Consider the following 25024-nt stretch of genomic DNA (forward strand, 5'->3'; position numbering starts at 1 on the left):
GGCGCGTAGCCCGGTTTGGCGGCAGCCAGTGGGGCAGGACCCGCTCCGGTCCTCCTAGAGGTCCGAAGTGCCGACCGCCGCGATCGACTCCTCCAGGGCGACGGGCGCTCCAGCTCGGGCCTGTGGCGCATTCCATCCATGCCGGGTTGACGGGACCAACCCCCGGCGCGCTACCGTCGACCACAGATACCCCCAGGGGTATAAAGCGATGAGGAGGGGGACCTGATGCGTGAGATCGACCTGGCCGCGTTCACCGCTCGACACCGCGACAGCGCGGTGGTGATCGACGTGCGGGAGGCGTCCGAGTACGTGACCGGCCACGTACCCGGGGCCGAGCTGGTCCCGATGGGTCAGCTCCCCGCCCGGATCGCCGGCCTGCCGCGTGGCGTGCCGGTCTACGTGATCTGCGCCAGCGGCAACCGCAGCGCGGCCGCCGCCGACCTTCTCACCCGCGCCGCGGTGGACGCCTGGTCCGTCGCCGGCGGCACCAGCGCCTGGCAGCGCGCCGGACACCCGGTGGTACAGGGCACCCGCGCCACCGCCTGAGCAGCGGCCTCGGCCTCGCCGGTGCGCGGCAGCCGACCAAGACTGCGGCGCCGGTGGGCGTCGTGCCGGGCCTGGAGCCGCGGACGCATAGGTCTTCCGGCCCTGTTCCCGCCGTTCGCCCTCTATACCCTTGGGGGTATAGAGGTGCCGGCCGGTGACGCGGTGGCGATCCGGTCGGCCGTCATGGCGATGGGCAGTGGAGGGTGTGCGATGCGCAAGCGTGTTCTGGTCCTGGGGTCGAACTTCGGCGGGCTCACGGCCGCGCTTGCCGTGAAGCACGAGCTGCACGGCGACGTCGATGTCACCGTGGTTTCGCCCGGTGACCGGTTCCTGTTCAACCCGAGCCTGATCTGGCTGCCGTTCGGCAAGCGCAGCCCGGAGGACATCACCTTCCCCGTGGCACCCACCTTCGAGGGGCACGGGATCGAGTTCGTGCACGCCGAGGCCACCGCGATCGACCCCGAGGCAAAGACCGTGACGGTCGCCGACGGCACGGCGACCGGGAAGGCCTACGGATACGACTACCTGGTCATCGCGACCGGCTACCGCAATCGGCGTGACATCGTCCCCGGGTTCGACAACGCCGTCACCATCACGACGCTGCCGGACGCGATCAAGGCCGGCGAGGCGTGGCGCCGCTTCCTGGACAATCCCGGGCCAGTGGTCGTGGCCGCGACTCAGGGCGCCGGCTGCTTCGGCGCCGCCTACGAGTTCCTGTTCAACATGAGCCACCAGCTGCGCAAGGCCGGCATCAAGAAGCAGGTCAAGCTCACCTACGTCTCCGCCGAGCCGTTCCTGGGCCACTTCGGCATCGGCGGCCTGCCGCACGGCGAGTCCCTGCTGAAGATGTTCCTGCGCAAGGAGAACATCGACGCCCACCTCGGCGGCCCGATCGACCACGTGGCCACCGACGCCGTCGTGCTGGGCGACGGCACGGAGATCCCCTTTGCGTACGCGATGGTCGTGCCGCCGTTCCTCGGCCAGGAGGTCGTGCAGCGGGCCGGGACCCTCGCCGACGACAAGGGTTACGTGAAGGTCCGTGACACCTACCAGAGCGAGAAGTACGACGACGTGTACGCCGTCGGGGTCGCCGCCGCGGTCGACGTCCCCTGGCAGACCCCCACCCCCGTCGGAATTCCCAAGACCGGCTTCCCGACCGAGGTCATGGCGCACACCGCCGCCGCCAACATCGCCGCCCAGATCCGCGGCGAAGAGCCGACCCGGACCAAGGCGTTCGGCGACATCAAAGCCGTCTGTGTCATGGACGCCGGCAACAACGGCGTCATCATCCTCGCCGACAAGATGCTCCCGCCCCGCAAGCACGGCGTGCTCATCCCCGGCCCCCAGGCCCATCTGATGAAGCTCGGTTTCGAGAAGTACTTCCTCTGGAAGGCCCGCCACGGCTACGTGACCTTGCCCTGAGCAGCACCGCCGTGGCACGCTCCCGGCGGCGGCTACGGCCCTTGCCGCCGCCGGGACCGAGCGGCGTCACACCATCCTCGGGTACCCGGCGGGGTATCATGGGAGGTCAACGACCGGAGTGGGAGACAAGGCATGGAGATCGACGTGGACGCCGTGGGCGACGTCATCAAGCGACTGCGCCGCGCCGAGGGCCAGATCCGCGGCGTGATCGCCATGCTGGAATCCGGCCGCGACTGCGCCGACGTGGTCACCCAGCTCGCCGCCGTGTCCAAGGCACTCGACCGCGCCGGCTTCAAAATCATCGCCACCGGGCTACGGCAGTGCGTCACCGCCCAGGAAACGGGCGAAGACCAGAAGCTCGACGTGGCCCAGTTGGAGAAGCTGTTCCTCTCACTGGCCTGACGCTCCCAGACCGAGCGTGGCCCAACGGTGCTGACGGCAGGCGTCAGAGTCATACCCGGCCGATCCTGGCGCCGCCCCAGCAAGATTTTGACAACGGCCAGATGCCCGGCGCCGTCGCGGTCGACACATGGCCATGAGGTCGACGGCTCCCATCCAATTGATTCTGACGGTCTTCAGTGGGTTCTGGGGCAGGTAGCGTGATCGATCTTTCTTGATGGCTTGTTGCGTTCTTGTGTGACGCGACGAGTCAGCAGTTCCTGCCGCCGCTCGCCGCGATCAGCATCGAGAAGGTTGAGCGGTCCGACGCAGGGCTGCGGCTGCGGGCCAGCGTCCGTGCTGGACCCGGAGGTCATCCAAGGTGGCGGTCGTCAGATCGACCGGATGATGACGAACGCGGCCACGGCGAACACCAGGTAGGCGAAGAGGCGTTGCAGGCGCCGCGTGGGGATCCGGGAGGCGATCCGGGCTGCTGCGAGAGACCCGGCGATGGCAGTCACGGTGAAGGCGGCGGCGATGCGGTAGTCGATCGGCGCGTCGCCGGCGTGCGCGGCGAACCCCGCGGCGGAGTTGATGACGATAATGACCAGTGAGGTGGCAACGGCGGCGGGCATGTCCAGGCCGAGGAGCAGGACGAGGGCGGGGATGATGAGGAAGCCGCCCCCGACGCCGAACAGGCCGGTGAGGAAGCCGACGGCGAGGCCGGTGCCGATGGACTTGGGCAGGCAGCCACGCCAGTTGATGCCGCCACCGGGCAGGGCGCAGTCCCCGCCGGAGTCACCGGTCTCGCGCAGCATGCGCAGACCGGCGGCGACCATCAGGGCGGCGAATCCGACGAGCACGACGCGCGGGTCGAGCAGGTGGTTGACCGCGGCGCCGGCGAACGCGGCGACGGCGCCGGTGGCGCCGACGATGCCGGCGATGCGCCACTGCACCAGGCCGGCGCGCAGCCGCGGGAGCAGGGCCGCGGCCGAGGTGATCCCGACGACCAGCAGGGAGGTTGACACGGCCGCGGCGACGGGTTGGCCCGCGCCGTAGACCAGCGCCGGGACGGCGAGGATGGATCCGCCGCCGCCGAGCAGCCCGAGCAGGATCCCGATGAGCGCGCCGAGTCCGATCGCCGCGCTCATGACTGATTACCGGGATGCAGGCCATGGCGCGGCGGCGGGCCCGAACGGGCCGGCCGCGCCGCGGTGGCGCTGGTGTTGTGCATGGCTGCCTACCTGGAGTCGTCGCTGAGGGCGGCGATCACGCGGTCGAGGTCGGTGCGGGGACCGCGGTTGTAGGGCAGTTTGGCCAGCAGCATGCCCATGGCGCAGGTGTTGGTGAGCGCGGCGACGGCGAGGCCGCCGCCGACGAGCGCGGCGATCCATTTGGCCGGTTCGAACGCAGCGCTGGCCAGTACGGCGAGCAGGACGATGCTGCCGGCGACGAGGCGGACCTGCCGTTCCAGGTCCCATCGGGGGGTGCCGGTGGTGACCGGTGCGCCAGCGGCCTGCCAAGCGGAGATGCCGCCACGCAAGATCCGCAGGTTCGGCAGGCCGGCGATGCTTAGCCCTTGTTCGGCCTGGGTGGCGCGTTGTCCGGAGCGGCAGACCAGGACGACCTGCTCGTCCAGGTGGTGCCGGAGTTCGTCGCGGTGTTCGCGCAGCAGGTCCAGCGGCACGTTGTAGGAGCCTGGGATGTGCGCGGTCTCGAACTCCGCGGGGGTGCGCACGTCGATCAGCCGGGGTGCGTCGTCGGCCGCGACGAGTTCTTTCAGGGTGGCGACGTCGAGCGTGGTGGGGCTGCCGGTGCTTTGATCGCTCATGGGGGCGGAATTCTCCTAATTCTGGGAGGCGTGTGGTTGCCCTGGGGATGTCCGGGGCGGGTCAGGCGGTCGTGGCGGCGGGGCGCTCGGCGAGGGCGGCGCGAACCTCGTCCATGTCGAGCTCGCGGACGCTGCCGATCACCTGTTCGAGAGCGGCCGCCGGGAGCGCCCCGGGCTGGGAGAAGACCAGCACACCGTCGCGGAAGACCATCAACGTCGGGATCGAGGAGATCCGGGCGGCCGCGGCCAGCGCCTGCTCGGCCTCGGTGTCGACCTTGCCGAACACGATGTCCGGGTGCTGTTCGCTGGCACGCTCGAAGACCGGCGCGAAGCTACGGCACGGCCCGCACCACGCGGCCCAGAAGTCCACCAGCACGATCGGGTTGTCGGTGACCGTCTGCTCGAAAGAGCCCCTGGTCAAGGTCAGGCTTGCCATCATCGCCTCCACAGGATGGTCAGGTTGTCGATGACGTCATCATACCCCCGGGGGTATAGGTTTTCGGAACACCATGTGAGCCAAGCGATACCCCGGGGGGTTTCCCTGGCAATGGCAGCGGCGACAGCTATCGTTGCTCATATACCCCTGGGGGTATCCGATATTCAGAGTGGCGGCGCCGACCCCGCCGGCCGAGCGGCCGAACCACGTCGCTCAACCGAACTTCGAAAGGGACAGGGCATGTTGTTCACGCAGTACTACCTCGACTGCCTCTCGCAGGCGTCGTACCTGATCGCCGACGAGCGCACCGGACGGGCCGTGCTGGTCGACCCGCGCCGCGACATCGCCGAGTACCTCGCCGACGCCCAGGCGCACGGACTGCACATCGAAGGGGTGATCAACACCCACTTCCACGCCGACTTCGTCGCCGGACACCTCGAGGTCGCCGCCGCCACCGGCGCCTGGATCGGCTACGGACAACGCGCCGACACCGAGTACGACATCCGCAAACTCACCGACGGCGAACGCATCATCCTGGGCGAGATCATCCTGGAGATCATGGAGACGCCGGGGCACACGCCGGAGTCGATCAGCGTGCTGGTCTACGAGCACGCCGACGACAGCGTGCCGTACGGGGTACTGACCGGCGACGCGTTGTTCATCGGTGATGTGGGCCGTCCCGACCTGCTCGCCTCGGCCGGTGTCACCGCCGACGAGCTGGGCCGCATGCTCTACGACAGCGTGCAACACAAGCTGATGGGTCTGCCGGACGAGGTGCGGGTGTTCCCCGCGCACGGCGCCGGGTCCGCATGTGGCAAGAACTTGTCCACCGAACGGCAGTCCACCATCGGGGAGCAGCGCCGTACGAACTATGCCTGCGCCCCGATGGACGTCGAGCAGTTCCTCACCCTGGTCACCGGCGGGCAACCGGCCGCTCCGGGCTACTTCGCGTTCGACGCCGCCCTCAACCGCCAGGCCCACGCGCTGCTCAACCCCGCCAACCCGCCGCATGCGTTGACCACCGCCGAGTTCACCGAGGCCCGTGCCGCGGGCGCACTGGTCGTCGATGCCCGCGACCCGCAGGAGTTCGCGGCGGGACACGTGCGCGGCTCGGTCAACGTCCCGGCCGACGGGCGCTTCGCGGAAACCGCCGGCACCGTGGCCGAACCTGGTCGGCAGATCGTGGTGGTCGCCGCGCCCGAGCAGGCGGCCGAAACGGTTCTACGGTTGGCCCGCGTCGGTTTCGACACCGTCACCGGTTACCTCGCCGACCCGGAAACCAGCCTTGTCGAGCTGGCCGACCAGGTGGTACCGGCCAGCCGGCTCACTGTGCCCGACCTGCACACCGCACTGCAGCAGTCCGGACCGCCGGTGGTGCTCGACGTGCGCAACGCTGCCGAGCGCGACGGCGGCGCGATCGCCGGATCCCTGCACATCCCGCTCGCCGAACTACCCCGCCGCCTCGACGACGTCCCCGCCGACCGGCCCGTGGTCGTGCACTGCGCCGGCGGTTACCGCTCGTCGGTCGCCGCAAGCCTCCTGCGCGCTCACGGCCACCCCGACGTCTCCGACCTCATCGGCGGCTACAACGCCTGGCACACCATGCTCCGCCCCACCACAGCCTGACCGCGCGCGTCCCCGAGGGCGGGCAGGGCCCACCGCCCTACCCGCGCCCGGGACCGGAGTCACGCCCAGCCCGTTCCACCCACCCTGCCCAGGCCACGACCCTTCACTCAGGAGCCACGATGACCCCACGACCCCGCGTCGCCGCCGCGCTTGCCATGGGCGCGAGCCTGCTCGCTGCCACAGCCGGCTGCGCTGACGCCACCCCGGCGATCGTTGACCAAGCCGCGGCACGAACCCTGATCGACGTACGCACTCCGGCCGAGTTCGCCGGCGGCCACCTGCGGAACGCCCTCAACCTCGACGTGCAGTCGCCGGCCTTCACCGCCGAGGTCGGCCGGCTCGACCGGTCCGGGAAGTACCTCGTCTACTGCCGGTCCGGCCACCGCGCCGACGCCGCCATCACCACCATGCGCGATATGAGATTCACCGACCTGGTCAACGGTGGCGGATTCGACCAGCTCAAGTCCGCCAGCGTCCCCACCGCCTAAGCCCACCCCCACCCACAGAGGAGATTGCCATGTGCCGATCAGTAACCTGCCGCACCTGCGGGAAGACCACCTGGGCCGGCTGCGGCCAGCACGTCGACCAGGTCATGCGCACCGTGCCCAACGCCCAGCGCTGCCCCGGACACGACGAACAGGCCCCACCCCGCGGGTTCTTCGGCCGACTCTTCGGCCGCTGAAACACCAGACACCTTAAAGGACACCATGCCCTTCTCACACGTCGGCAACGGCGGCCGGTCGCCCCCGAAGGCGCCGGCCGCCACGACACGCCCGCCCTCGCAACCGGGCCAGAAGGCCGGAGCATCACCACCGGCAAGCCGGCCGGTGAACCATGACCGTCCCTGCATGACGCCGGTGCGGCAGGGAGCGGAGGCGTGGTGCACCGCGATTCGGTGATCAACACCGGCCTTGCTGTGCTCGGCGTGCCGGTCGAGTTCAGCGGGGCAGCCGTACCCCGAATCCGCGCCGGGCGAGCTTCAGCAACACCGGTCCGGGGGCGACCAGATCACGTACCCGGTCGGCGCAGAGCCGTTCGAGTTCCGCGAGCACCGTGTCGTAGGTCCGGGCGCGCCGCGCCTGATCCAGCACCCGGGTGTTGTGCCAGACCTTCGCGCGCGCCTCGGCGAGAAATCGACGGCTGGCGGCGCGGTTGGCGGGCCGGAGCAGGCGATCGAGCAGGCCGACCCTGGACACGGCGCCGAGCTCGCGGGCCTCGGCGCTGACCCGGGCCTGCAACACGACGTCGACGTGCCGGTGGTCGGCGTCCCGGCGTGCCAGGATCGCGGCATCGTCGAAGTCGTCGGGGCTGATCACCGCGATCAGCGCCTGCGGCAGATCGAAGTTGATGTGCGCGTTCAGGCCGAGCAGGACGTGCTGCAGCGGCGGCAGATCCGGCCGGTCCCGAGCCGCAGTGAACGCAACCTGCCAGGGTTGCGTCACCGGGCGGCCAGCCCGGTCGGCGTCGAGCGCGTCCAGGTAGAGCGTGGCGAATGCCAGATCCCAGCGCCGCACCCAGTCACCGTCGGCGAAGCCGCCCCGCTCGATTTCCGCCGCGACCGCCTCGGTCGTACGCAGATAGACCGAGTGGAAGTACCGCTGCGCCCCGCCGAGGGTGGCGAGTTCGGCGCGCATCCGATCCAGCAGCGCGCGGATCGACCCTTCGGTCATCGCGTGCGCTCCATCCACCCGTACACAAGAATGACCGAGGCCGTCAGCCCGCCGAACCCGGCAGCGAAAACCCAGGTCAAGGGGTTGGACGCGTCGAATTCGGCGTGGGCGCGCACGCCCGCGACGACCATCAGGGTCAGCATGATGGCGGCGACCTGGAACGGCAACCGCGCGCTGCTCCACCGGCGGTCGAGCAACGACCCGACCCCGGCGAGACCGAGGCAGAGGATCGCGCCCAGGACACGCGCGGTCAGCGGCGTGAGAGGCCACGGCCAGATCCGCATCGCGACGGCCGGTGTGAGGAAGAGAAGCAGCCCAGTGCCGAGCGCGAGCACGCCCACGGCGGCTGTCACAGTCGCGACACCGGCGGGCAGCAACGCATCGCCGGTGGAGATCGGGCGGCCGGTCCGGCCATTGCGTAGGTAGACCCAGACGATCAGGAACGGCGTGGTGAAGTACAGAAGTGCCCACAGCCAGAACGCGACGTGCATGTGCCGGAACCGGTCCCAGTGGATGATCGTGGCAAGGCCCAGCAACGCCGCGAACGCGGCGACCGGCGGGAAGCCGCCCTTGACCGTGTGCCAGGCCGACGCCCGCGCGGCCCGGACGAAGAAGTAGGCCCCGCCGAGGTAGGCCGCGCCGAGCACCATCGACGTCATGGCCGGTGCGATGTTCCACGCGAAGAGCCGGCCGGCATGCGCGGGCACCGGGTAGAGCACAGCGAACGCGACGATCAGGACCGGCGCGATCGTGTACGAGACGCCGCGCGTGAGCCGCTGGATGTGGTCGTCACGATCCACGACACGCATGGCGCCTCCTGATCCCGGATCCGCGTGCGAGGGCACCTCGCAGCGCAGAGTACGCGAAGTGGAAACGGTGGACGCTCATGTCGGCGCGACGACTGACCACCCGCGACCTTCGCCAAAGCGTGGCGTGCGGCCCGGCCCGGCAGGATAACCGCAGGTCCGGGCCCACCGAGGACGCGGACCAGGCATCCGTGGGCCGGGCTCAGGCGGAAGCCCCTATCCCCCGCCCGGGGGACGGCATGTCACCTGCCTCGACGGCCACCGGTCGGTGTCGCATTCTCTGCGATCACGCAAGGCGTTGCCGGCGTTTGGGTGGTGGTTGCCGGCGTTCGCGGTTGTCAGCTGGCCGCGATGCCTTCCATGCCGTGGCCGTCGGCGAACAGGGGCAGTCCGGTGACAGCGGCGACATGTTGCAGGGTGCCGTCCTGGGCAGCCCGGTATCCGTCGAGGCGACCGGCGACCGGGTTCTGGACGTAGAGAAAGCCACCGCTGGCCGCCATGTCGATGGGGGCACCGCCCGGCTGGGCCACGACGCCACCATCATGACCGGACAACGCGACACGACCGTCGGGCGCCAGATCGAAGGCCGAGATCGTGCCGCTACCGGCATTGGCGCCGTAGAGCCGGCCACCCAGCGGCTGAATCCAGCACAATGCCGCCTGACCGTCAGCCACCGAGCTGAGCGGTGTCAGGGTGCCGTCGGCATGGAGTTCGTAGTGGGTCACCGACGAGGTGCCCACCTCTGTCACGGCGATGCCCTGCCCGGTGAAGGCGAACGAGAACGGCACCGGATTGGCGGTGGTCGTGACGACCGGTTCCCCCAGCGGGCGGCCGTCCGGGTCGAGGAGGAACACGTCGATCGTGTTGTGATTCTTGGTAGTGACCACCAGGTGCCGGGCATCCGGGCTGATGCCCACCTGGGCCGGAGCGCTGATGAACACCGGCGGATTGGCGTTGCCCAGCTGCAACGATCGGCGGGACTGCGGCATCGCCACGAGACCGTCGGGGGTGATCCGGAAGCCCTGCACCGCACCGTCACCGCCCGCGTTGAGGGCGTACAGCAGGTCGCCTTGCACGGCGAGGCTCACCGGGAACGAGCCACCGGAGTCGATGACCTGCCGGCGGGTCAGGCGGGCGCCGTCCACGTCGAACACGGTCAGCGAGTCGCTGCCCGCGTTGACGGCGTACAGTCTGCCGTGTCCCGGGTCGTAGACGAGGGACCCCTGGGAGGCCAGGGCATCCACGGGAGCCTGTACGGCGGCGCCACCGTTCCCACCCGTGGGGAACCGGCCCGCCTCGATCAGGCGGCCGTCACCCGACCGTTCGTACGCCAGCACACTGTTCCCGGCGGGGTCGTTCAGCTGGACGAACACCGCGTGACGAACCGAACCGGCAGACTCCGCACGGCCACCGGCCGGCTCTGCGGTGACCGTCATACCTGGTCCCCCAGCAGGCGCTCCGCTGGACATCGAACGACCACTCATCGCTGCTCCCTCGCACTCGACCTGCCCTCAGCGCCATCCTTGCGCCGTTGCGGTCCCTTGGCAGACGTCCAGCTCACTGATCACCCACGGGTGAAACCACCCGGTGAACTACTCCCCAGGGTTCGGACGATCGGGAGCACGTGCGGGCCGGATGTACACGTTCGTGTCATCGGTGGGCGTGGACCGCTACCAGTCGGCGAGCCTCCGGTCACACGATGCGGTTATCCGCCGCTGACGGGCTGCGGCCCGCTTCAGGCGTCGGCAGGCTGAACACCGAACGCAGGCCGACGTGAAGGACAGCGATGCGACGCCGTACGACTCTTGCTTGTGCACTCGCCCTCGCCGCAGGTGCGGCCGTTGCCGCCGGGCCCGCCCAGGCCGGCCCGAATGCCGGAGCCTCGTCGGGCCACGCCGTGTTCATCCAGCTCAATAGTCCCGCCGGGAACAGCGTGCGGGTGTTCCGCCGGTCGTCCACCGGCACCCTGACCCCTGCCGGCGACTTTCCGACCGGCGGGAAGGGCGGCGCGGCTGCCAACGCCGTGGTGGACCCGCTGGCTTCCCAGGGGTCGCTGGTGTACGACGCGCGCCACCGCAGGTTGTACGCCGTCAACGCGGGCAGCGACTCGCTGGCCGTGTTCGATGTGCACGGCGCCCGCCTCACGCGCCGGCAGGTCATCGCCAGCGGCGGCGCGTTCCCGGTCAGCGTGGCGGTCCGTGGCGACCTGCTGTACGCGCTCAACGCCGGCGGCGAGGGCGCGGTGCAGGGATTCCGGATCACCAACGCCGGTCTGACCCCGCTCGCGTACGCGGCCCGCTCACTGCATCTGGGCAACACGAACCCGCCGGCCTTCCTCAGCGCCCCGGCTCAAGTCGGCATCAGCCCGGATGCGCGGCACCTGGTGGTCACCACCAAGAACCACAACACGATCGACGTGTTCGCCCTGGACCGCGACGGACGGCCGCAAGGCGCTGCCGTGGTCACCACCACCTTCAGTCCGGTGCCGTTCGCGTTCGTCTTCACCCGCCAGGGCATCGCGGTCACCGAAGTCGCCACCTCCGCGCTGACCCACTACCGGCTCCACCCCGATGGAACCCTGACCCCGCTCGGATCCGCGGCCGACGGCCAGGCGGCCCTGTGCTGGATCCAACCGCTGCGTGGCCATTTCTACGGCGCCAACGCCGGCAGCGGCAGCGTCAGCGCGTTCGCGTTGAGCCACGACGGCGCTGTTTCGTTGTCCGGCGGCAACGGTGGCGTGGCCGCCCACCCCGGAGGCGCCCCGATCGACATGGCGGCCAGCGGCAGCTACCTCTACGTGCAGAATCCCGGCACGGGCCAGATCAACGGCTACCGGGCAAACGCGAACGGCACCCTGACGCCGGTCACCACGGTCACTGGTTTGCCGGTGGCCACCCCGGGCAACGGCATGGAAGGCATCGCTGCCAGCTGACTCCGGCAAGGCCCCACGTTAATGATCAACTTCGGCAAGCTTCGACCGTACGCCGGCGATGCCGCGGCCTCGGCCGCCACGAGGACCGCGGCGGCCGGTCAGTGGACCTCGACGGGGTAGCTGGTTACGTAGATCTCGAGTTGTTCGAAGCGCTGCAGCAGGTGGGTCTTGAAGTGGGCGATCCACGCCCGGTGCTCGGCGGTGTCGTCGACGTCGACGATCAGCGCGAACAGCCGGTCGGAGTAGCGACGCCCGTCGGCGGTCCAGTTGCCCAGTGCGGCGTCGGGCCGGAAGGTGAACGCGCCGAACGTGTCGCTGACCTCCTTCAACGATTCGGGTACGCACATCGGACAGGCGTCCATCACGAGCCGGCCGTCGTTGAACTCGGCGGGCAGCAGGATCTCGTAGCGGCGCTTCGGCACGCCGTGCTCAGCGGTGCTCGGGGTTGGGCAGGTCGAAGCGGCAGCCCGCGTCCCACTCGCTGCGCTGGTTGCCGTGGGCGGGCACGCCGCCGGCGTCCTTGAGCATCCGGGCCAGGTGCAGCAGGTTCCAGGTCATGAACGTGGTGTTGCGGTTGGTGAACTCGTTCTCCGGGCCGCCGGATCCCGGGTCGAGATAGGACGGGCCGGGCCCGGCCGCACCGATCCAGCCCGCGTCGGCCTGCGGCGGAATCGTGTATCCCAGGTGCTGCAGGCTGTAGAGGACGTTCATGGCGCAGTGTTTGACGCCGTCCTCGTTGCCGGTGATGAGGCAGCCGCCGACCCGGCCGTAGTACGCGTACTGGCCGCGGTCGTTGAGCAGGGACGAGCAGGCGTAGAGCCGTTCGATGACCTTCTTGGTGACCGAGCTGTTGTCGCCGAGCCAGATCGGGCCCGCGATGATCAGGATGTCGGCGGGCAGCACCTTGTCGCGGTAGATGGCAGGCCACTCGTCGGTGGCCCAGCCGTGCTCGGTCATGTCCGGCCACACGCCGGTGGCGATGTCGTGGTCGACGGCCCGCAGCACCTCGACCGCGACACCCTGCGTCTCCATGATCGATCTGCTCAGGTCGATCAGACCCTGGGTGTGGCTCAGCTCCGGGGAGCGCTTGAGCGTGCAGTTGATGACCAGCCCACGCAGGTCGCCGTAGGCCATGGTTGTACCTCCAGGGTCGGTCGGGGAGCCGTGGTCAGGTTGTCGGGTTTTGCCCGGTTCTTCTAGTTAACGCACACGGTGCCGCTGTACCGGGAGTGTCCGCCGTCGGGGAAGGAGAACGTGCCCTGCGCGCGGAGCGCGCCCGTGGCGCCGGTGAGTTCGCCCGTTCCTCCGGTGATCGTCTGCAGGTCCACGATCGAGCCGTCACCACCGGAGGCGAAGGCGCCCGCGTTCTTGATGGTCAGTGTCCCGCTCCGGCCAGCGATCTTGCCGGTGAGTGTGGAGTCGGAGGTGAACAGCTGCACTGTGGTGGCGGGCGTGTCCGCGGTCGCGACGATGGACGTCGCGCTGCCCTCGGCCTTGCCGGTGACGCCGCCGCGGTAGGTCGCTTCGATGCACAGCCCGACCGGGGACAAGCAACCGGGCCCGGTGACCGGCCGTTCATCGTAGTTGCCGGTGACCGTCGAGCAGTGGGCCGCCGCCTGGATCGCTGTGGCGGGGCCGAGCACGATGGCCAGCACACCGAAGGTGACGCCGATCCGGGCACTGCGAGCTACCAACATCTGAGTCTCCTTCCCTCATCGGCTCACGGGACCGTGAGCCCCTGCACGTGCAGTCTCCGTGCGGGGCGGATGCGTTACGCCATCCGACAATGCGCGGCCGTAACGTCTGCCGGGGTTGGTGTGACTACTCGTGAGGAGGTTCGTCCGGTCCCGCGCTGCGACCGCCCGGCCGGCACACGGAAAGGGGCAAGTCATGCAAGGCTCTTCCGAACTCAGCGACCTGATGCATCGGTACTGGCAGGCCTTCTCGACCGGCGACGTCGAGTTCGTCGAGGCGCACCTGTCCACCACGGAGGCGATCTTCGGCTTCGGCACCGATCCCGACGAGGCGTACGAGGGATCGCAGGTGCACCGGGTCTTCCGGGAACAGCTCGCCGCCGCGGGTGGTTCCGTCACGATCGTCCCGGGCGAGGTGCGAGCTTACGTGGAGGGCTCCGTCGGCTGGGTGTCCGACAACCCGACCTTCCACCTGCCGGATGGCGTACGCATCCCCGCCCGATTCACCGCGGTGGCGCACAGAGAGGACGGCGACTGGAAGCTCGTCCAGGCACACACCTCTGTCGGGGTGCCCAACGAGCAACTACTGCACATGGCACTGCCGACCTGACCCGGGCAACGCGCCGGGCGCGGCCTGTTCGCCTGCCTCTCACCCGCGGCGACGCTACAGTCGGGGCCGCGGAGCGTACGTGGTCACCGGGAGGCAGCGTGGACGCGCTGGGCGTCGAGGACGGGCCACTGCCTCCCGACGACCTGCTCGTCACGGCGATCAAGGCGGGCGATGAGCGGGTCTTCCGTCGGCTGCTGGACGACTGGTCGCCGGGCCTGCTGCGCACCGCCCGGGGCTACCTGGCCAGCGCGGAGTCGGCCGAGGACGTCGTGCAGGACACCTGGCTGGCCGTGTTGCGGGGCATCGACCGCTTCCAGGCCCGCTCGTCGCTGCGGACGTGGGTGTACCGCATCCTGATCAACCTCGCGAAGACCCGCGTTGCCCGGGAACACCGCACCGTCCCGCTGGCGGAGATCGACCCCGACGGAGCCGGTCCGACCGTCGACCCGGCCCGGTTCCGCGGCGCCGACGACCCGTATCCCGGCCACTGGCGGGAATTCCCCGCCGCCTGGCCGGCACCGGAGAGCCACCTGCTGTCCGGCGAGGTGCGGCGAGCCATCGGCGCGGCGCTGGCCGAGCTGCCGGACCGTCAACGGCTGGTGATCAGCCTGCGGGACGTGCAGGGGTACGACGCCCAGGAGGTGTGCGAAATCCTCGACATCTCCGCCGCCAACCAACGGGTACTGCTGCACCGAGCCCGCGCCGCCGTCCGCGGCCGGCTGGAGAACTACTTCACCGACCCGGACCAGACGCAAGGAGCACGACCGTGAACTGCGACGAGTTCGTGGAACTGGTCACCGCCTACCTCGACGGACAACTCGACGCCGACACCGAGCAGCGTTTCCGCGCCCACCTGGCCGAATGCGACGGCTGCGATCGCTACCTCGACCAGATCAAGCAAACGATCAGTGCGCTCGGTGCGCTGCCGAGACAGGCCCTGTCGGAACGGGCACGGGACACGCTGCTCGCCGCGTTCCGGGACTGGCGAACCTGATCGAAGCGACACGACAGGTCACGTCCGCGGCCAGACCCGACTCCGACCCTCTGAGGAGAACTCGTGCAACGGATTCGTTCGTGGCTTCAGCGGCCGATCACCTGGCTCGTGCTCACCGCCGTAGCCGCCGCGGCAGTGGTCGGCCTCGCGCTGTTCCAGCCCTGGAAGCTGTGGGTCGACCGAACCGTCTACGAAGCGCCACCGGCCGCGGCACCGCCGGACGCCACCGCCTCCGCGGCCGCAGCGACCTCACCCGTCCTCGCGGCCGGCACGTTCATCAGCCACGAACACGCCACCACCGGCACCGCGAAGATCTACCAAAGCCCGGACGGAGCCCGCCACCTGCGCCTGGAAGACCTCGACACGAGCAACGGGCCGCTGCTGAAGGTCTGGCTCAGCGACGCCCCCGTGATCCCGGGCAGCGACGGATGGCGGGTGTTCGACGACGGACGGCACGTCGATCTCGGGACCCTCAAAGGAAACAAGGGCAGCCACAACTATCCAGTACCCGCCGATGTGGACCTGAGCCAATACCGCAGCGTGAGCATCTGGTGCGCCCGGTTCCACGTCTCGTTCGGCGCCGCCGAGCTGATCGCCCGGCCCGCACCGGACAGCAGCGGACCCGGCTGATGCACCCGGTGTCCCGCACCCGAGGCGCGGTGCCGGGCGACGGTGGCGAAGCGCCGAACCCGTCGTTGCCGCCGATCTCGTCCGCCCCGAGCCGCTGACGTTCGCGTCCTGCGCTACACGTACGAGATCGTCGGATACGAGCGGTTCACGCTAGTCCTCGATGTCCCCGTCGAAGACTTCGTCGATCGCCTCGCTGGCGACGTATCCGGCGGCGAGTCCTCCGGCGGCGCCGAGCAGGACACCGCCCATGCCGGATCCGTGGCCGTGGTGAGCGACCTGCCCGTGTGTGGCGTAGTGGCCGTGGTGGAGGTATCCGTGGCCGGGTGCCGGCTGGCCGGGGTACTGGTAGCCGGCCGGGGCGTAGGTCGGTACCCCATGGCCTACGTGCTTCATGCCGCGCCAGACCGAGTGGCGGCGTACGCGGCCGATCCAGACAACGCCCCGCGGTGGTATGCGAACATCGAGTCCGTACGGTTGCAGACACCTCCGCCGGCCTCGGTTGGTTCACGGCTGGATTTCGTCGCGCACTTCATGGGGCGACGATTGGCATACACGTACGAGATCGTCGAACTCCTGCCCGGGCAACGGCTGGTGATGCGCACCGCGCAAGGCCCGTTCCCCATGGAGACCACCTACACGTGGCGGCCGCACGACATCGGCACGCTTATAGCCCGTCACGCACCCAGCTGACACCGCATGCGAGGGCCACGAATAGCGCGACGGTTCCGATGCGTAGCCACGAGGTGTCCTGGATCTGCCGGTCGACGCCGATGGCCGAAGCCCACCGGCACATTTCAGCCGTCGCGATACGGCGTTGTCGTGCGATCGGGTGAAATCTTCCTGCTGCAGGCAGGACGCGGGTGACCTGTCCAGATACAGCTCGGGCTGCGCAGCCACAGGCCTGTTATCGATGTAGCAGTGGCTCGTTTCCTCGGCTCTGAGGTGATCCGCGATGCCTGCACCCACCACCGCCTCCTCGTCCAATCGGTCGTCCAGTGTGTTCGACACGTGGCTGTCCACCGCAGTACCTGCGGTGCGGGCTCTTGGCCGGCCTGTCCGGCCAGGCGCGGGTGGCGTCAGATTCGCGTTCTATGGGCGGATCTCGACGAGCGAGTATCAGGATCCGGTGTCCTCGCGGGCGTGGCAGATAGAGTCGGCCCAGCGGGTGATCATGGGTCGGGGTCGGATCGTGGCGGAGTTCTTCGACGCCGGTACGTCGCGCAGTGTGCCGTGGCGGCGGCGCCGGCGAGCGGCGGCTCTACTGACCGCGGCCGCGGAACCGGGCCGTGAGTTTGACGCGGTCGTGGTGGGAGAGTTCGAGCGGGCGTTCGCCGGTGGAGAGGACCGCCGCATCATCGAAACCTTGCGAAGCTTCGGTGTGCAGGTGTGGCTGCCCGAGGCCGAAGGCCCTGTCGATCTCGGCAACCCCACCCACCTGGCACTGTTGATGATGCTTGGTCATCAGTCGCAGCGGGAGGTCTTGCGTGCCCGCTTCCGGGTCCGTGCGGCGATGGCGGCCCAGGTCCAACAACAAGGGCGGCATCAGGGCGGTCGCCCCCCGTACGGCTACCAGTTGGTGGACGCGGGGCCCCATCAGAATGCAGCACACGCGAGTTGGGGCCGCCGTCGGCATCGCCTGGACGTGGATCCCGTGACGGCGCCGCACGTACGGTGGCTCTTCGCTCGTCGTCTGGAAGGCATGAGTACCGCGGGGATCGCCCGCGCCCTCAATGAGCGGCGGATCCCCTCGCCGGGTGTCTATGACCGAGTCCGGAATCCGCATCGGGCGCGAGCGGTGTGGACGTTGCGGACGGTCGCGGCGATCCTGGAGAACCCGAGATACACGGGCAGGCAGGTGTGGAATCGGCAGTTCACCGACCACCGCGAGGCTGTACCTGGAGACAAGCGCAGCAGTCGCGGCCCGGTGCGGGTGTGGAATCGTCGCGAGGACTGGGTGATCTGCCCCGACCGGACCCATCCGGCGCTGGTCAGCGACGAAGATTTCACGGCGGTGCAGGAGATCACCGTCCGGGCGACGCCGGCGGACGGGCAGGCACGCTGGTATGCGTTGACCGGCCTGCTGGTGTGCGGGATCTGCGGGCGGCGACTCGCGGCGCACTGGGTGAACGGCCGGGCCGGTTACCGCTGCCGCCACGGGCACACCACCGCCCACCCGGCATCAGAGGACGCGCCACGATGGCTGTACTGGCCTCAAGCCCGACTGGTGGAAGACCTCATCGCCACCCATCAGAATCTCGCGGGGCTCGACGACGCCGACGATCTCGCGGCCTACCTAAGACAACATGACCTCGTTGTCACCTGCGGCCGCGGCACTCCCACGATCGCAGACGCAGGCAGGCCGTGGGTTCAGCAGCCGCGGACGCGGAACCTGGAGGTGAATAACCGCCAGGGATCAACGAACCCCATACCGATCTCACTGAAACGCGCATGATCGATATGGGGTTTAACGTGTCCGACATTACCCCATACCCGCCGATCATCGACATGGATGTCGCATTGACGTAGCCAGCAGCACGTCCACGCCTGACGGGTGTCAATGGCCAGGCCTGGCCACGTCGGCCAACGCACCTGCCGCCAGGTACCCCGCTCATCCCGCTGGTTTCGCCGGGGAGTGCTATGCAACGAGGGCCACCCATGTTCGACAGACGGCCTTTGTTTGCCTCCACCGCCGCGCCATCTGGGGTCGGTGGGATCGAAGTCCCACTGCGCAATCGGACGGCATACCAGCACGTCGGTGGTCCAGGCATTCGAGAAGCCGTCGCGTCGGTAGGTACAGGGGCCGGCCATCCCGGCCGCAGTGCTCGGCAGATCGCAAACCCGTACGAGTTGTTGGCCCAGCCGCGCCCCCAGAAAATCGCCGACGCCTCCTGCGGCTGCTGCGGCTGCTGCTGTTGAGCGACAACCTGTTGTCCTCGACGCCGACTACTTTTCAGACGGCACCTACGGCGCCGCGGATCACCGCCGAACTGCACGACAACGGTCTGCGGGTCAACCACAAGCGCGTCGCGCGGGTCATGCGCCGGTTCGGCGTGCAAGGGCTGCGGCTGCGCCGCCGCGTCCGCGCGGCCCTGCCGGACCCCGCCGTGGCGAAAGCACCGGACCTGATCGGTCGGGACTGCACCGCCCCAGCGGTGAATCAGCGCTACGTCGGTGACACACGTAATGGCAGGGCCGGGAGGTTGTCCGGTGCCTGAAGGCGACTGGCAGGGGCCCCTGAGATATCACCGGCCCATGATCGGGTGCAGGGTGTCGGGTGAGCCGCTGGCCGGTGTCCACTCGCATGACGCACCCGGCTGACGAGGCCTGAATGTAGACGGTGGCCCTGCCAGTCGCCGGGTTCGTGATCGGCTTGTGAGATGCCGCGCCTCGAGCGCTTCCATTAGGTCGCCGCGCGTGCCCTCGGGCTCAACTGTTGTTGACCACGAAGGGACGAGAGTGCAGATCACCTGCGGTATCGACTGGGCCGAGCAGCATCATGACGTGGCGATACTCGACGCCGACGGCGGTGTGCTGGCTCGGGCCAGGATCGACACCGGCGCGACCGGATTCACCCGCCTGATGGCCTTGCTGGCCGAGCACGTCGACGACGCCGACCAGCTCGCTTCGGTGCCGATCGCGATCGAGACCGACAAGAACCTGTTGGTCGTGGCGTTGCAGGCTGCCGGGATGACCGTGTTCGCGATCAACCCGCGGGCGGTTGCCCGTTACCGGGAACGACACGGGCAATCCGGTAAGAAGTCCGACCCGGGCGACGCGTTTGTGCTGGCCGATCTGTTGCGCGCCGACCGGCACCAGCACCGGCCGTTGCCCGCCGTCAGCGGCCACGCCACGGCGATCAAGGCGCTGGCCCGCCAGCACCAGGACGCGATCTGGGCGCTCAACCAAACCGTCAGCCGGCTACGATCGCTGCTGCTGGAGTTCTACCCGCAAGCGCTCCGTGCCTTCCCGAACCTCAAACACAAAGCGGCATTGGCCGTTCTGGCCGCCGCCCCCACTCCAGAAGCCGGCCTGCGGTTGATCGCACGCCGCCTCATCACGGTGCTGCACCGCTGCCGACGACGCAACGATCCGTCCTTGGTCGATCGCGTGCTCGACGACCTGCACACCGGCGCTGCGACAGCCCACTGCCGTCGAGGCCGCCTACGGCGTCACCGCCCAGACCCTGATCGCCATCGTCGTGGCGATGCAGACCGCCGTCGAAGAACTCGAACAAGCCTTGGCCGTCGAGTTCGACCGGCACCCCCTCGCCGGCATCCTGCGTTCGGCACCAGGGCTGGGTCCCGTCCTCGCGGCCCGCGTCCTGGCCGAAATCGGCGACGACCCCACCCGATTCACCACCGCCGCGGGACTACGCGCGTTCGCCGGCACCGCACCGGTCACCCGAGCCTCGGGCCGATCGCGTTACGTCAAAGCCCGCAAAGTCCGCAACAAACGCCTCGGCGACGCCTGCCACTGGTGGGCCTTCGTAACCATCACCAAATCCGTCGGCGCCCGAGAACACTACGACCGCCGCCGAGCCGCCGGCGATCACCACAACGCCGCCCTGCGCAACCTGGCCAACAAGCTCATCGGGCGCCTCTGGTGGTGCCTGCAACACCACGAAGCCTGGGGAACGAGAACGCCGCCTGGACCACGTCCATCTCGACACCCGATCCGTCCATCGCTTGACACCTGGCCCGCGTGGGATGTCTACCTGCCGGTCGGTGAGCGCGGGTTCCTCTACCTGGCCACCGTCATCGATCTGTACTCGCGCCGGTTGGGCGATCGCCGATCACATGCGCACCGACCTGGTCATCGACGCCCTCCACGCGGGCCTGCGAACCCGAGGCAATCTGGGCGGAGCGATCATGCACACCGCCACGGAGCGCAATGCACGTCCAAGGTGTTCGCCGCCGCCTGCCAGGCGGCCGGGGTTCGCCAATCGATGAGCAAGATGGGCAGCTCCGCTGACAACGCCTTGGCGGAGTCGTTCAACGCCACCTTCGAACGCGAAACGCTGCAAGGCCGCCGCGCCTTCACCGACGAACGCGAAGCCCGCCTCACCAGCCTCCCGCTGGCTGCACCGTTACAACACCGTCCGCCGCCACTTCCGACTCGGACAGCAATCCCCGATTGCCTACGAGAACACTCGCACCACAGCGGCTCAACGCTCACCCCGGCCGCATAAACCCCGTGTCCAAGATCAACGGTCAAGCCCCGATCCAGGTTCGATCTTATGTGGCAACCACCGAGACGATTTCCTGGCCCGAATCCGACAGGTAATCGCGAGGTTTACCAGCTGCGATGCTGCTGGCCGATATAACTGCGCCTGCACGCAACGACGCATGGGCCGAATGGCCGGCCGCTTACGCGGAGTTGCGGGAGAGCCGTTCGAGCACGTGCACCTCGTCGGTGATCAGACCCACCTGACCGGCCGCCTCCTGGACACTCATCGCGATCTGCCGGACCGAGGCGGACTGCTGTTCGAGCGCCGCCGCCAGAGCCGTGTTGTGCGAGGACAGGTCGCCCACGCTCGCGGTGATCTCCGAGACCCGCTCCACGGCAGCCGCCACCTGCGTCTGGACCTCGCCGAGCGTGCGGGCGATGGTTTCCGCGTTGCCGCCGGACTGGTGGGCGAGGTCCTTGACCTCGCCGGCGACGACCGCGAACCCGCGTCCCGCCTCCCCAGCCCGGGCCGCCTCGATGGTGGCGTTGAGGGCGAGCAGGTTGGTCTGTTCCGCTACGCCGTGGATGACGTCGGAGGCCGCCATGATCTGCTCGCTGGACTTCTCCAGTGCCCGCATGAGGGTCGAGGCGTTGTCGGCCTTGGCCGCCACCCCGCTGGTGATCTCCTCGGTGAGGTGGGCGGTACGGGTCAGTTCCTCGATGGCGCGCGACATCTCGTCACTGGCGGCGGCAACCGCCTCCGTCTGGCGCCGGACCTGTTCGGCGGCCTCCGCGAGCACGGCGCCCTTGTCGGCGATCTGCTGCTGGATCCGCTGGCGCTGGGCGAGTTCCGCGTCGGCGGCGGCGATCCGCTCCCGGTCGGCGAGCTCCCGGTCGGCCATCGCCTGCGCCTGCGTCTCAGCTGCGCGCTGTTCACTCGCCGCGGCTGCAGAGCCGGCCGCGTCCAGCCAGCCACGCTGCACATGCATGGTGACGCCGATGGCGGTCACAGACGCGCAAGACGCCAAGGTCAGTACGGCGGCGTGCAGCGGGGTCTCGAAGATGAACAGCGGAATGCCGATCGCCACAGCGGCCAGCCCTGAGGTCGTGACCAGGTCGGACCGGTCGAGGGAGAACCCCACCCACATCAGCAGCATCGCGAATCCGATGCTCACCATAAGCCGGGTTTCGCCGCCACCCATGCCGGCCATCAGCAGGTTAGCGGCGGCCAGGACCAAGGTGCCACGGACCCCCCACAGAGGAAGCCTGCTGAGCTTGACTCTGAACATCACGCCGGCCACCACCAGCGCGGTGACGCCGGGAACGGCCAGCCACAACCGTGCCGCACCGTGGTCCACCCCGGGAATCGACATCAACGCGGCAGAGCCCCAGACCAGCCACAGGGGCGGGAGGAGCTTGCCCGACAGCGTCATGTCCTGCGACGGTCGCGGATCCGCGACATCAGCGGTCGCGGGTTGGACTGGTGTGGTGGTCACATCGATCACCTGCCGATCGTCGGCATGCTTGGGCGCCAGCTTGAGGAGCTGCGGTCTAGATCACCTGGCGAACCCCGGCCTAGCGCCTGTTCCCTCGGTATGCCTGGAACCGGCAACCCGCTTTCGCCGGTACCGGCCGGTCAGACCGGCCCGGATCTGGCGCTGGAAAGGCTGTATATGCGACGACACAGCCGAGCTGGCCCCGGATGTGTTGATCGGCGCTGACTTGTGGCGGCTGAGCCGCTCCACGCTAGTTATCAGTGACATTGGAGGATCCATTACGGAGCATGTCCAGGGGTGGAGGTTCGCGCCGGGCGTCAGTCGCATTGGCGCATGGCAGTACGCGGCGTCCGCGCGTAAGATTCAGGCCATGCCACCGGGCGGGTGCACGCTTGTGCGAGGCGGGTCGGATACGGGGTGCGCGCTGCCGACGAGGCGATTGCACGGCGATTCATCCCCGGGTCGGAGTGGTCGAGTCTGACCCTGGTGCAGGTATCGCTGTGGCGAATGATCTGGCCACCCGTAGCGTGTGCCCGTTGAGGGCTACCGCATCTGTTCGGTCCAGCTTGTCTGATCACATCCGTGTTGACCACCTGACACGGCTCCTAAGGTACGTGCGCGTCCAGTTCCCACAGCCACCGCTCGCTCGCCGACCTCCGGTTCGCGGTCGGCCGTAGTTGCTTGCTGATCATCGTGCGCGGCGGCTGCACTAGACCGCGCCCCGACGGGTTGCTGCTGATGGGTGCGCGTCGACCACTCGCTGAACCACGTGGCCGTGACCAGGGACACCTGGGCCTACCGCGCAGTTCACCGAGAACAGTTCGGTTTTGTCGAAGGCTTGTTCCAGATCGCTTCGGTGTCTGTGGCGGGCCTCACGTTGAAGACACCAAAGAAATGGTGCCGATGCATTATCCAGCGACCGATGGGGTGGGGGATCCAAGATCCTATGGCTCGTGCGCGCCGGTCCCTCCTGACCGTGGACCTCCCGCGTGTGCCAGGCAGAAGGAGGCCACCGCCGATGTATTCCCTGACGATGCGGTTGCGGCAGCTCACCCAGCCCGGTGTCACCGCCCGTCTTGCCATCATGGTCATGCTGGCATTGGCGAGCATCGTGGCCGTGGTGATTTCATCCATGGCCGCGACCCGCGCGAATCTGATCACTGAGCGCGAAATGCAGACCCGCCACGTGGTGGAAACCGCGGCCGGAGTCGTCAACGGCTATGTCGCCCGTTCGGTCGCCGGGGAGCTGACCCGCGAACAGGCCCAGCAGCAGGCGATCGCCGCGATCCAAGGCCTGCGCTACGACGGCGACAACTACTTCTGGATCAACGACATGACCCCGCGCATGGTCCTGCACCCCGTAAAGCCCGAGCTCAACGGCCAGGATCTGACCGGCAACACCGACCCGAACGGCAAGCACCTGTTCGTGGAGATGGTCGACGTGGTCAACGCCCACGGGTCGGGCATGGTCGACTACTACTGGCCAAAGCCCGGCACGCAGGGCCCCCGTCCGAAGGTCTCCTTCGTGCAGGGGATCGCCGCCTGGGGTTGGATCATCGGTTCCGGCGTGTACGTCGACGACGTGGATGCCGCAGCCGCCGCCCAGGCCCGCACTACCGGCATCGTCGGCGGAGTCGGTCTACTGCTGCTGATCGTGGTCGCGTGGCGCATCGTGCGGCGCATCTCGTCGGCGATCGGGCGCATCGGCCGGACGCTGGAGCGGGTCGCCGCCGGTGACCTCACAGCCCGCGTAGACCTCGACGGCACCGACGATCTAGCGCGGATGGCCACGGCGGTGGACGGTGCCGTGGCCAACAACCGCGCCGCCATCGAGCAGTTGCACCATACCGCGCAGGCGGTCGCCTCCAACAGCACCCAGTTGGAGGTCGCCAGCGCTGAGATCAGCCAGGTCACAGCGGACGCCGCCCGGCAGTTCGAACGCGTAAATGCCACCGCGGAAGGCATCTCCGGCCAGATCAATACCATGGCCAGCGGCGCCGAGGAGATGCACGCCTCGATCGCCGAGATCGCCACCAACGCCGCCGACGCGGCGCGAGTCACCTCGGACGCGGTGGCGGCCACCAACTCGGCGAGCAGCACAGTCGCCCAGCTCGGCGCGTCCAGCGCCGAGATCAGCGACGTCATCGCTCTGATCGACTCCATCGCCAAGCAGACCAACCTGCTCGCCCTCAACGCCACCATCGAGGCCGCCCGCGCAGGCGAACGCGGCAAGGGCTTCGCGGTCGTGGCGACCGAGGTCAAGACGCTGGCAAACGCCACGGCCGAGGCGACAGCCGAGGTCGCCGCGAAGATCTCGGCGATTCAGGCCGACACCGGCTCCGCGGTCGAGGCCATCGGCGGCATCACGTCCATCATCGACCGGATCAGCGAGTACCAGATCACCATTGCCGCAGCGGTCGAACAGCAGGAGCTCACCACCAACCTGCTGTCCAACAGCACTACCAGCACCAGCGGCCAGGTGTCGGACATGAACGCCGTCATCGGTGAGGTGGCCGGCGCGGCGGGCGCCGCGGCCAGCACCGCCGAGCAGGTCAGCGCCGCGGCGGCGGAACTGGCCGAACTGGCCGGTTCCATCCAGACGCTAACTACCCGGTTCACCGTCTGACCCTGCGCGGACCTGACCGTTCGATTCACGGTGCCCGCTTGCTGCGGTGTCACCCGCAGCGAGCGGGGCGATGTCGAGGGCGAGCGCCAGATCCGGCTGCGGTGGCGAGACCGTGGCCGTTGTGCCGTTGCGGGTCGCCAGCACCGGGCGGATCGACCAGT

27 protein-coding genes and 2 pseudogenes are annotated in these 25024 nt (G+C 68.9%); 17 read left to right on the forward strand and 12 right to left on the reverse strand.

Going from position 1 to position 25024, the window contains the following annotated elements:
* The first annotated feature begins 225 nt into the window (after positions 1–225).
* From ACMCNO_RS22865 to ACMCNO_RS22875, 3 genes are all read left to right on the forward strand, one after another.
* On the forward strand, positions 226–546 hold the full coding sequence (locus tag ACMCNO_RS22865) for a rhodanese-like domain-containing protein (protein WP_412751507.1): 321 nt from the start codon (positions 226–228) through the stop codon (positions 544–546).
* A gap of 210 nt (positions 547–756) precedes the next feature.
* Positions 757–1968: an NAD(P)/FAD-dependent oxidoreductase gene (locus ACMCNO_RS22870; RefSeq protein ID WP_412751508.1), complete on the forward strand. Its 1212-nt coding sequence runs from the start codon at positions 757–759 to the stop codon at positions 1966–1968.
* Between the two features lie 132 nt (positions 1969–2100).
* Positions 2101–2370, forward strand: coding sequence for a metal-sensitive transcriptional regulator (locus ACMCNO_RS22875; protein ID WP_412751509.1), 270 nt, complete (start codon positions 2101–2103; stop codon positions 2368–2370).
* Between the two features lie 368 nt (positions 2371–2738).
* On the opposite strand, the gene ACMCNO_RS22880 is transcribed toward ACMCNO_RS22875, so the two are convergent.
* The 3 genes from ACMCNO_RS22880 to trxA all read right to left on the reverse strand — a co-directional run bounded on the left by ACMCNO_RS22880 (position 2739) and on the right by trxA (position 4613).
* Positions 2739–3497, reverse strand: coding sequence for a sulfite exporter TauE/SafE family protein (locus tag ACMCNO_RS22880; RefSeq protein ID WP_412751510.1), 759 nt, complete (start codon positions 3495–3497; stop codon positions 2739–2741).
* 89 nt (positions 3498–3586) lie between these two features.
* Positions 3587–4177, reverse strand: a complete 591-nt coding sequence (locus ACMCNO_RS22885) for a rhodanese-like domain-containing protein (protein WP_412751511.1) — start codon at positions 4175–4177, stop codon at positions 3587–3589.
* A gap of 61 nt (positions 4178–4238) precedes the next feature.
* Positions 4239–4613, reverse strand: coding sequence for a thioredoxin (gene trxA / locus ACMCNO_RS22890; RefSeq protein WP_412753777.1), 375 nt, complete (start codon positions 4611–4613; stop codon positions 4239–4241).
* A 240-nt stretch (positions 4614–4853) separates the two neighbouring features.
* Here trxA and ACMCNO_RS22895 point away from each other — a divergent pair, with 240 nt between their 5' ends.
* From ACMCNO_RS22895 to ACMCNO_RS22905, 3 genes are all read left to right on the forward strand, one after another.
* Positions 4854–6239 carry a rhodanese-like domain-containing protein gene (locus ACMCNO_RS22895; protein WP_412751512.1) on the forward strand — a complete coding sequence of 462 codons (1386 nt, stop codon included), beginning with the start codon at positions 4854–4856 and terminating at the stop codon, positions 6237–6239.
* A gap of 119 nt (positions 6240–6358) precedes the next feature.
* Positions 6359–6727: a rhodanese-like domain-containing protein gene (locus ACMCNO_RS22900; protein WP_412751513.1), complete on the forward strand. Its 369-nt coding sequence runs from the start codon at positions 6359–6361 to the stop codon at positions 6725–6727.
* Between the two features lie 29 nt (positions 6728–6756).
* Positions 6757–6921, forward strand: coding sequence for a hypothetical protein (locus ACMCNO_RS22905; RefSeq protein ID WP_412751514.1), 165 nt, complete (start codon positions 6757–6759; stop codon positions 6919–6921).
* 256 nt (positions 6922–7177) lie between these two features.
* Here the strand turns inward: ACMCNO_RS22905 and ACMCNO_RS22910 are convergent, their stop codons facing one another.
* The 3 genes from ACMCNO_RS22910 to ACMCNO_RS22920 form a co-directional block, all read right to left on the reverse strand.
* Entirely contained in the window at positions 7178–7909 is a 732-nt protein-coding gene (locus tag ACMCNO_RS22910) for a DUF5995 family protein (protein WP_412751515.1), read from the reverse strand.
* Positions 7906–8718: a hypothetical protein gene (locus ACMCNO_RS22915; RefSeq protein WP_412751516.1), complete on the reverse strand. Its 813-nt coding sequence runs from the start codon at positions 8716–8718 to the stop codon at positions 7906–7908. The genes ACMCNO_RS22910 and ACMCNO_RS22915 overlap by 4 nt, the downstream gene beginning before the upstream one ends.
* Positions 8719–9053: 335 nt before the next feature.
* Positions 9054–10151: a lactonase family protein gene (locus tag ACMCNO_RS22920; RefSeq protein WP_412751517.1), complete on the reverse strand. Its 1098-nt coding sequence runs from the start codon at positions 10149–10151 to the stop codon at positions 9054–9056.
* A 350-nt stretch (positions 10152–10501) separates the two neighbouring features.
* Between ACMCNO_RS22920 and ACMCNO_RS22925 the strand changes: the two genes are divergently transcribed.
* Positions 10502–11647, forward strand: coding sequence for a lactonase family protein (locus ACMCNO_RS22925; protein WP_412751518.1), 1146 nt, complete (start codon positions 10502–10504; stop codon positions 11645–11647).
* A 98-nt stretch (positions 11648–11745) separates the two neighbouring features.
* Here ACMCNO_RS22925 and ACMCNO_RS22930 read toward each other — a convergent pair whose 3' ends face one another.
* The 3 genes from ACMCNO_RS22930 to ACMCNO_RS22940 all read right to left on the reverse strand — a co-directional run bounded on the left by ACMCNO_RS22930 (position 11746) and on the right by ACMCNO_RS22940 (position 13344).
* The gene (locus tag ACMCNO_RS22930; RefSeq protein WP_412751519.1) at positions 11746–12069 is read right to left on the reverse strand and encodes a hypothetical protein; all 324 of its coding nucleotides are present in this window, start codon (positions 12067–12069) and stop codon (positions 11746–11748) included.
* A gap of 7 nt (positions 12070–12076) precedes the next feature.
* Positions 12077–12781: a flavodoxin family protein gene (locus ACMCNO_RS22935; RefSeq protein ID WP_412751520.1), complete on the reverse strand. Its 705-nt coding sequence runs from the start codon at positions 12779–12781 to the stop codon at positions 12077–12079.
* 62 nt (positions 12782–12843) lie between these two features.
* Entirely contained in the window at positions 12844–13344 is a 501-nt protein-coding gene (locus ACMCNO_RS22940; RefSeq protein ID WP_412751521.1) for a DUF3224 domain-containing protein, read from the reverse strand.
* 193 nt (positions 13345–13537) lie between these two features.
* Here ACMCNO_RS22940 and ACMCNO_RS22945 point away from each other — a divergent pair, with 193 nt between their 5' ends.
* From ACMCNO_RS22945 to ACMCNO_RS22960, 4 genes are all read left to right on the forward strand, one after another.
* Positions 13538–13951, forward strand: coding sequence for a nuclear transport factor 2 family protein (locus ACMCNO_RS22945; RefSeq protein WP_412751522.1), 414 nt, complete (start codon positions 13538–13540; stop codon positions 13949–13951).
* Positions 13952–14049: 98 nt separating this feature from the next.
* Positions 14050–14721: an RNA polymerase sigma factor gene (locus ACMCNO_RS22950; protein ID WP_412751523.1), complete on the forward strand. Its 672-nt coding sequence runs from the start codon at positions 14050–14052 to the stop codon at positions 14719–14721.
* Positions 14718–14945, forward strand: a complete 228-nt coding sequence (locus tag ACMCNO_RS22955) for an anti-sigma factor family protein (protein WP_412751524.1) — start codon at positions 14718–14720, stop codon at positions 14943–14945. Before ACMCNO_RS22950 ends, ACMCNO_RS22955 begins: the two co-directional genes overlap by 4 nt.
* A gap of 63 nt (positions 14946–15008) precedes the next feature.
* On the forward strand, positions 15009–15575 hold the full coding sequence (locus ACMCNO_RS22960) for a DM13 domain-containing protein (RefSeq protein ID WP_412751525.1): 567 nt from the start codon (positions 15009–15011) through the stop codon (positions 15573–15575).
* 150 nt (positions 15576–15725) lie between these two features.
* Here the strand turns inward: ACMCNO_RS22960 and ACMCNO_RS22965 are convergent, their stop codons facing one another.
* Complete coding sequence (locus tag ACMCNO_RS22965; RefSeq protein ID WP_412753928.1) at positions 15726–15968, reverse strand: hypothetical protein; 243 nt, start codon at positions 15966–15968, stop codon at positions 15726–15728.
* On the opposite strand from ACMCNO_RS22965, the gene ACMCNO_RS22970 reads away from it, so the two are divergent.
* The 4 genes and pseudogenes from ACMCNO_RS22970 to ACMCNO_RS22985 all read left to right on the forward strand — a co-directional run.
* Positions 15951–16265: an SRPBCC family protein gene (locus ACMCNO_RS22970; RefSeq protein ID WP_412751526.1), complete on the forward strand. Its 315-nt coding sequence runs from the start codon at positions 15951–15953 to the stop codon at positions 16263–16265. The two genes, ACMCNO_RS22965 and ACMCNO_RS22970, sit on opposite strands and share 18 nt — an antisense overlap.
* 262 nt (positions 16266–16527) lie before the next feature.
* The gene (locus ACMCNO_RS22975; protein WP_412751527.1) at positions 16528–18027 is read left to right on the forward strand and encodes a recombinase family protein; all 1500 of its coding nucleotides are present in this window, start codon (positions 16528–16530) and stop codon (positions 18025–18027) included.
* Positions 18028–18541: 514 nt separating this feature from the next.
* Positions 18542–18751 (forward strand): annotated as a pseudogene (locus tag ACMCNO_RS22980) (IS3 family transposase); the annotation flags it as partial.
* A gap of 352 nt (positions 18752–19103) precedes the next feature.
* Positions 19104–19463, forward strand: a pseudogene (locus tag ACMCNO_RS22985) (IS110 family transposase); the annotation flags it as partial.
* A gap of 30 nt (positions 19464–19493) precedes the next feature.
* Here ACMCNO_RS22985 and ACMCNO_RS22990 read toward each other — a convergent pair.
* Entirely contained in the window at positions 19494–19700 is a 207-nt protein-coding gene (locus ACMCNO_RS22990) for a hypothetical protein (RefSeq protein WP_412751528.1), read from the reverse strand.
* A 79-nt stretch (positions 19701–19779) separates the two neighbouring features.
* Here ACMCNO_RS22990 and ACMCNO_RS22995 point away from each other — a divergent pair, with 79 nt between their 5' ends.
* Positions 19780–20763, forward strand: coding sequence for a transposase (locus tag ACMCNO_RS22995; protein WP_412751529.1), 984 nt, complete (start codon positions 19780–19782; stop codon positions 20761–20763).
* Positions 20764–20941: 178 nt separating this feature from the next.
* Here ACMCNO_RS22995 and ACMCNO_RS23000 read toward each other — a convergent pair whose 3' ends face one another.
* Positions 20942–22237 (reverse strand): methyl-accepting chemotaxis protein, encoded by a 1296-nt coding sequence (locus ACMCNO_RS23000; RefSeq protein WP_412751530.1) that lies wholly within the window; start codon positions 22235–22237, stop codon positions 20942–20944.
* A 742-nt stretch (positions 22238–22979) separates the two neighbouring features.
* Between ACMCNO_RS23000 and ACMCNO_RS23005 the strand changes: the two genes are divergently transcribed.
* Complete coding sequence (locus tag ACMCNO_RS23005) at positions 22980–24863, forward strand: methyl-accepting chemotaxis protein (RefSeq protein WP_412751531.1); 1884 nt, start codon at positions 22980–22982, stop codon at positions 24861–24863.
* The last annotated feature ends 161 nt before the right edge of the window (positions 24864–25024 follow it).

It is taken from the genome of Krasilnikovia sp. M28-CT-15, assembly GCF_047159595.1.
Lineage (GTDB): Bacteria > Actinomycetota > Actinomycetes > Mycobacteriales > Micromonosporaceae > Actinoplanes.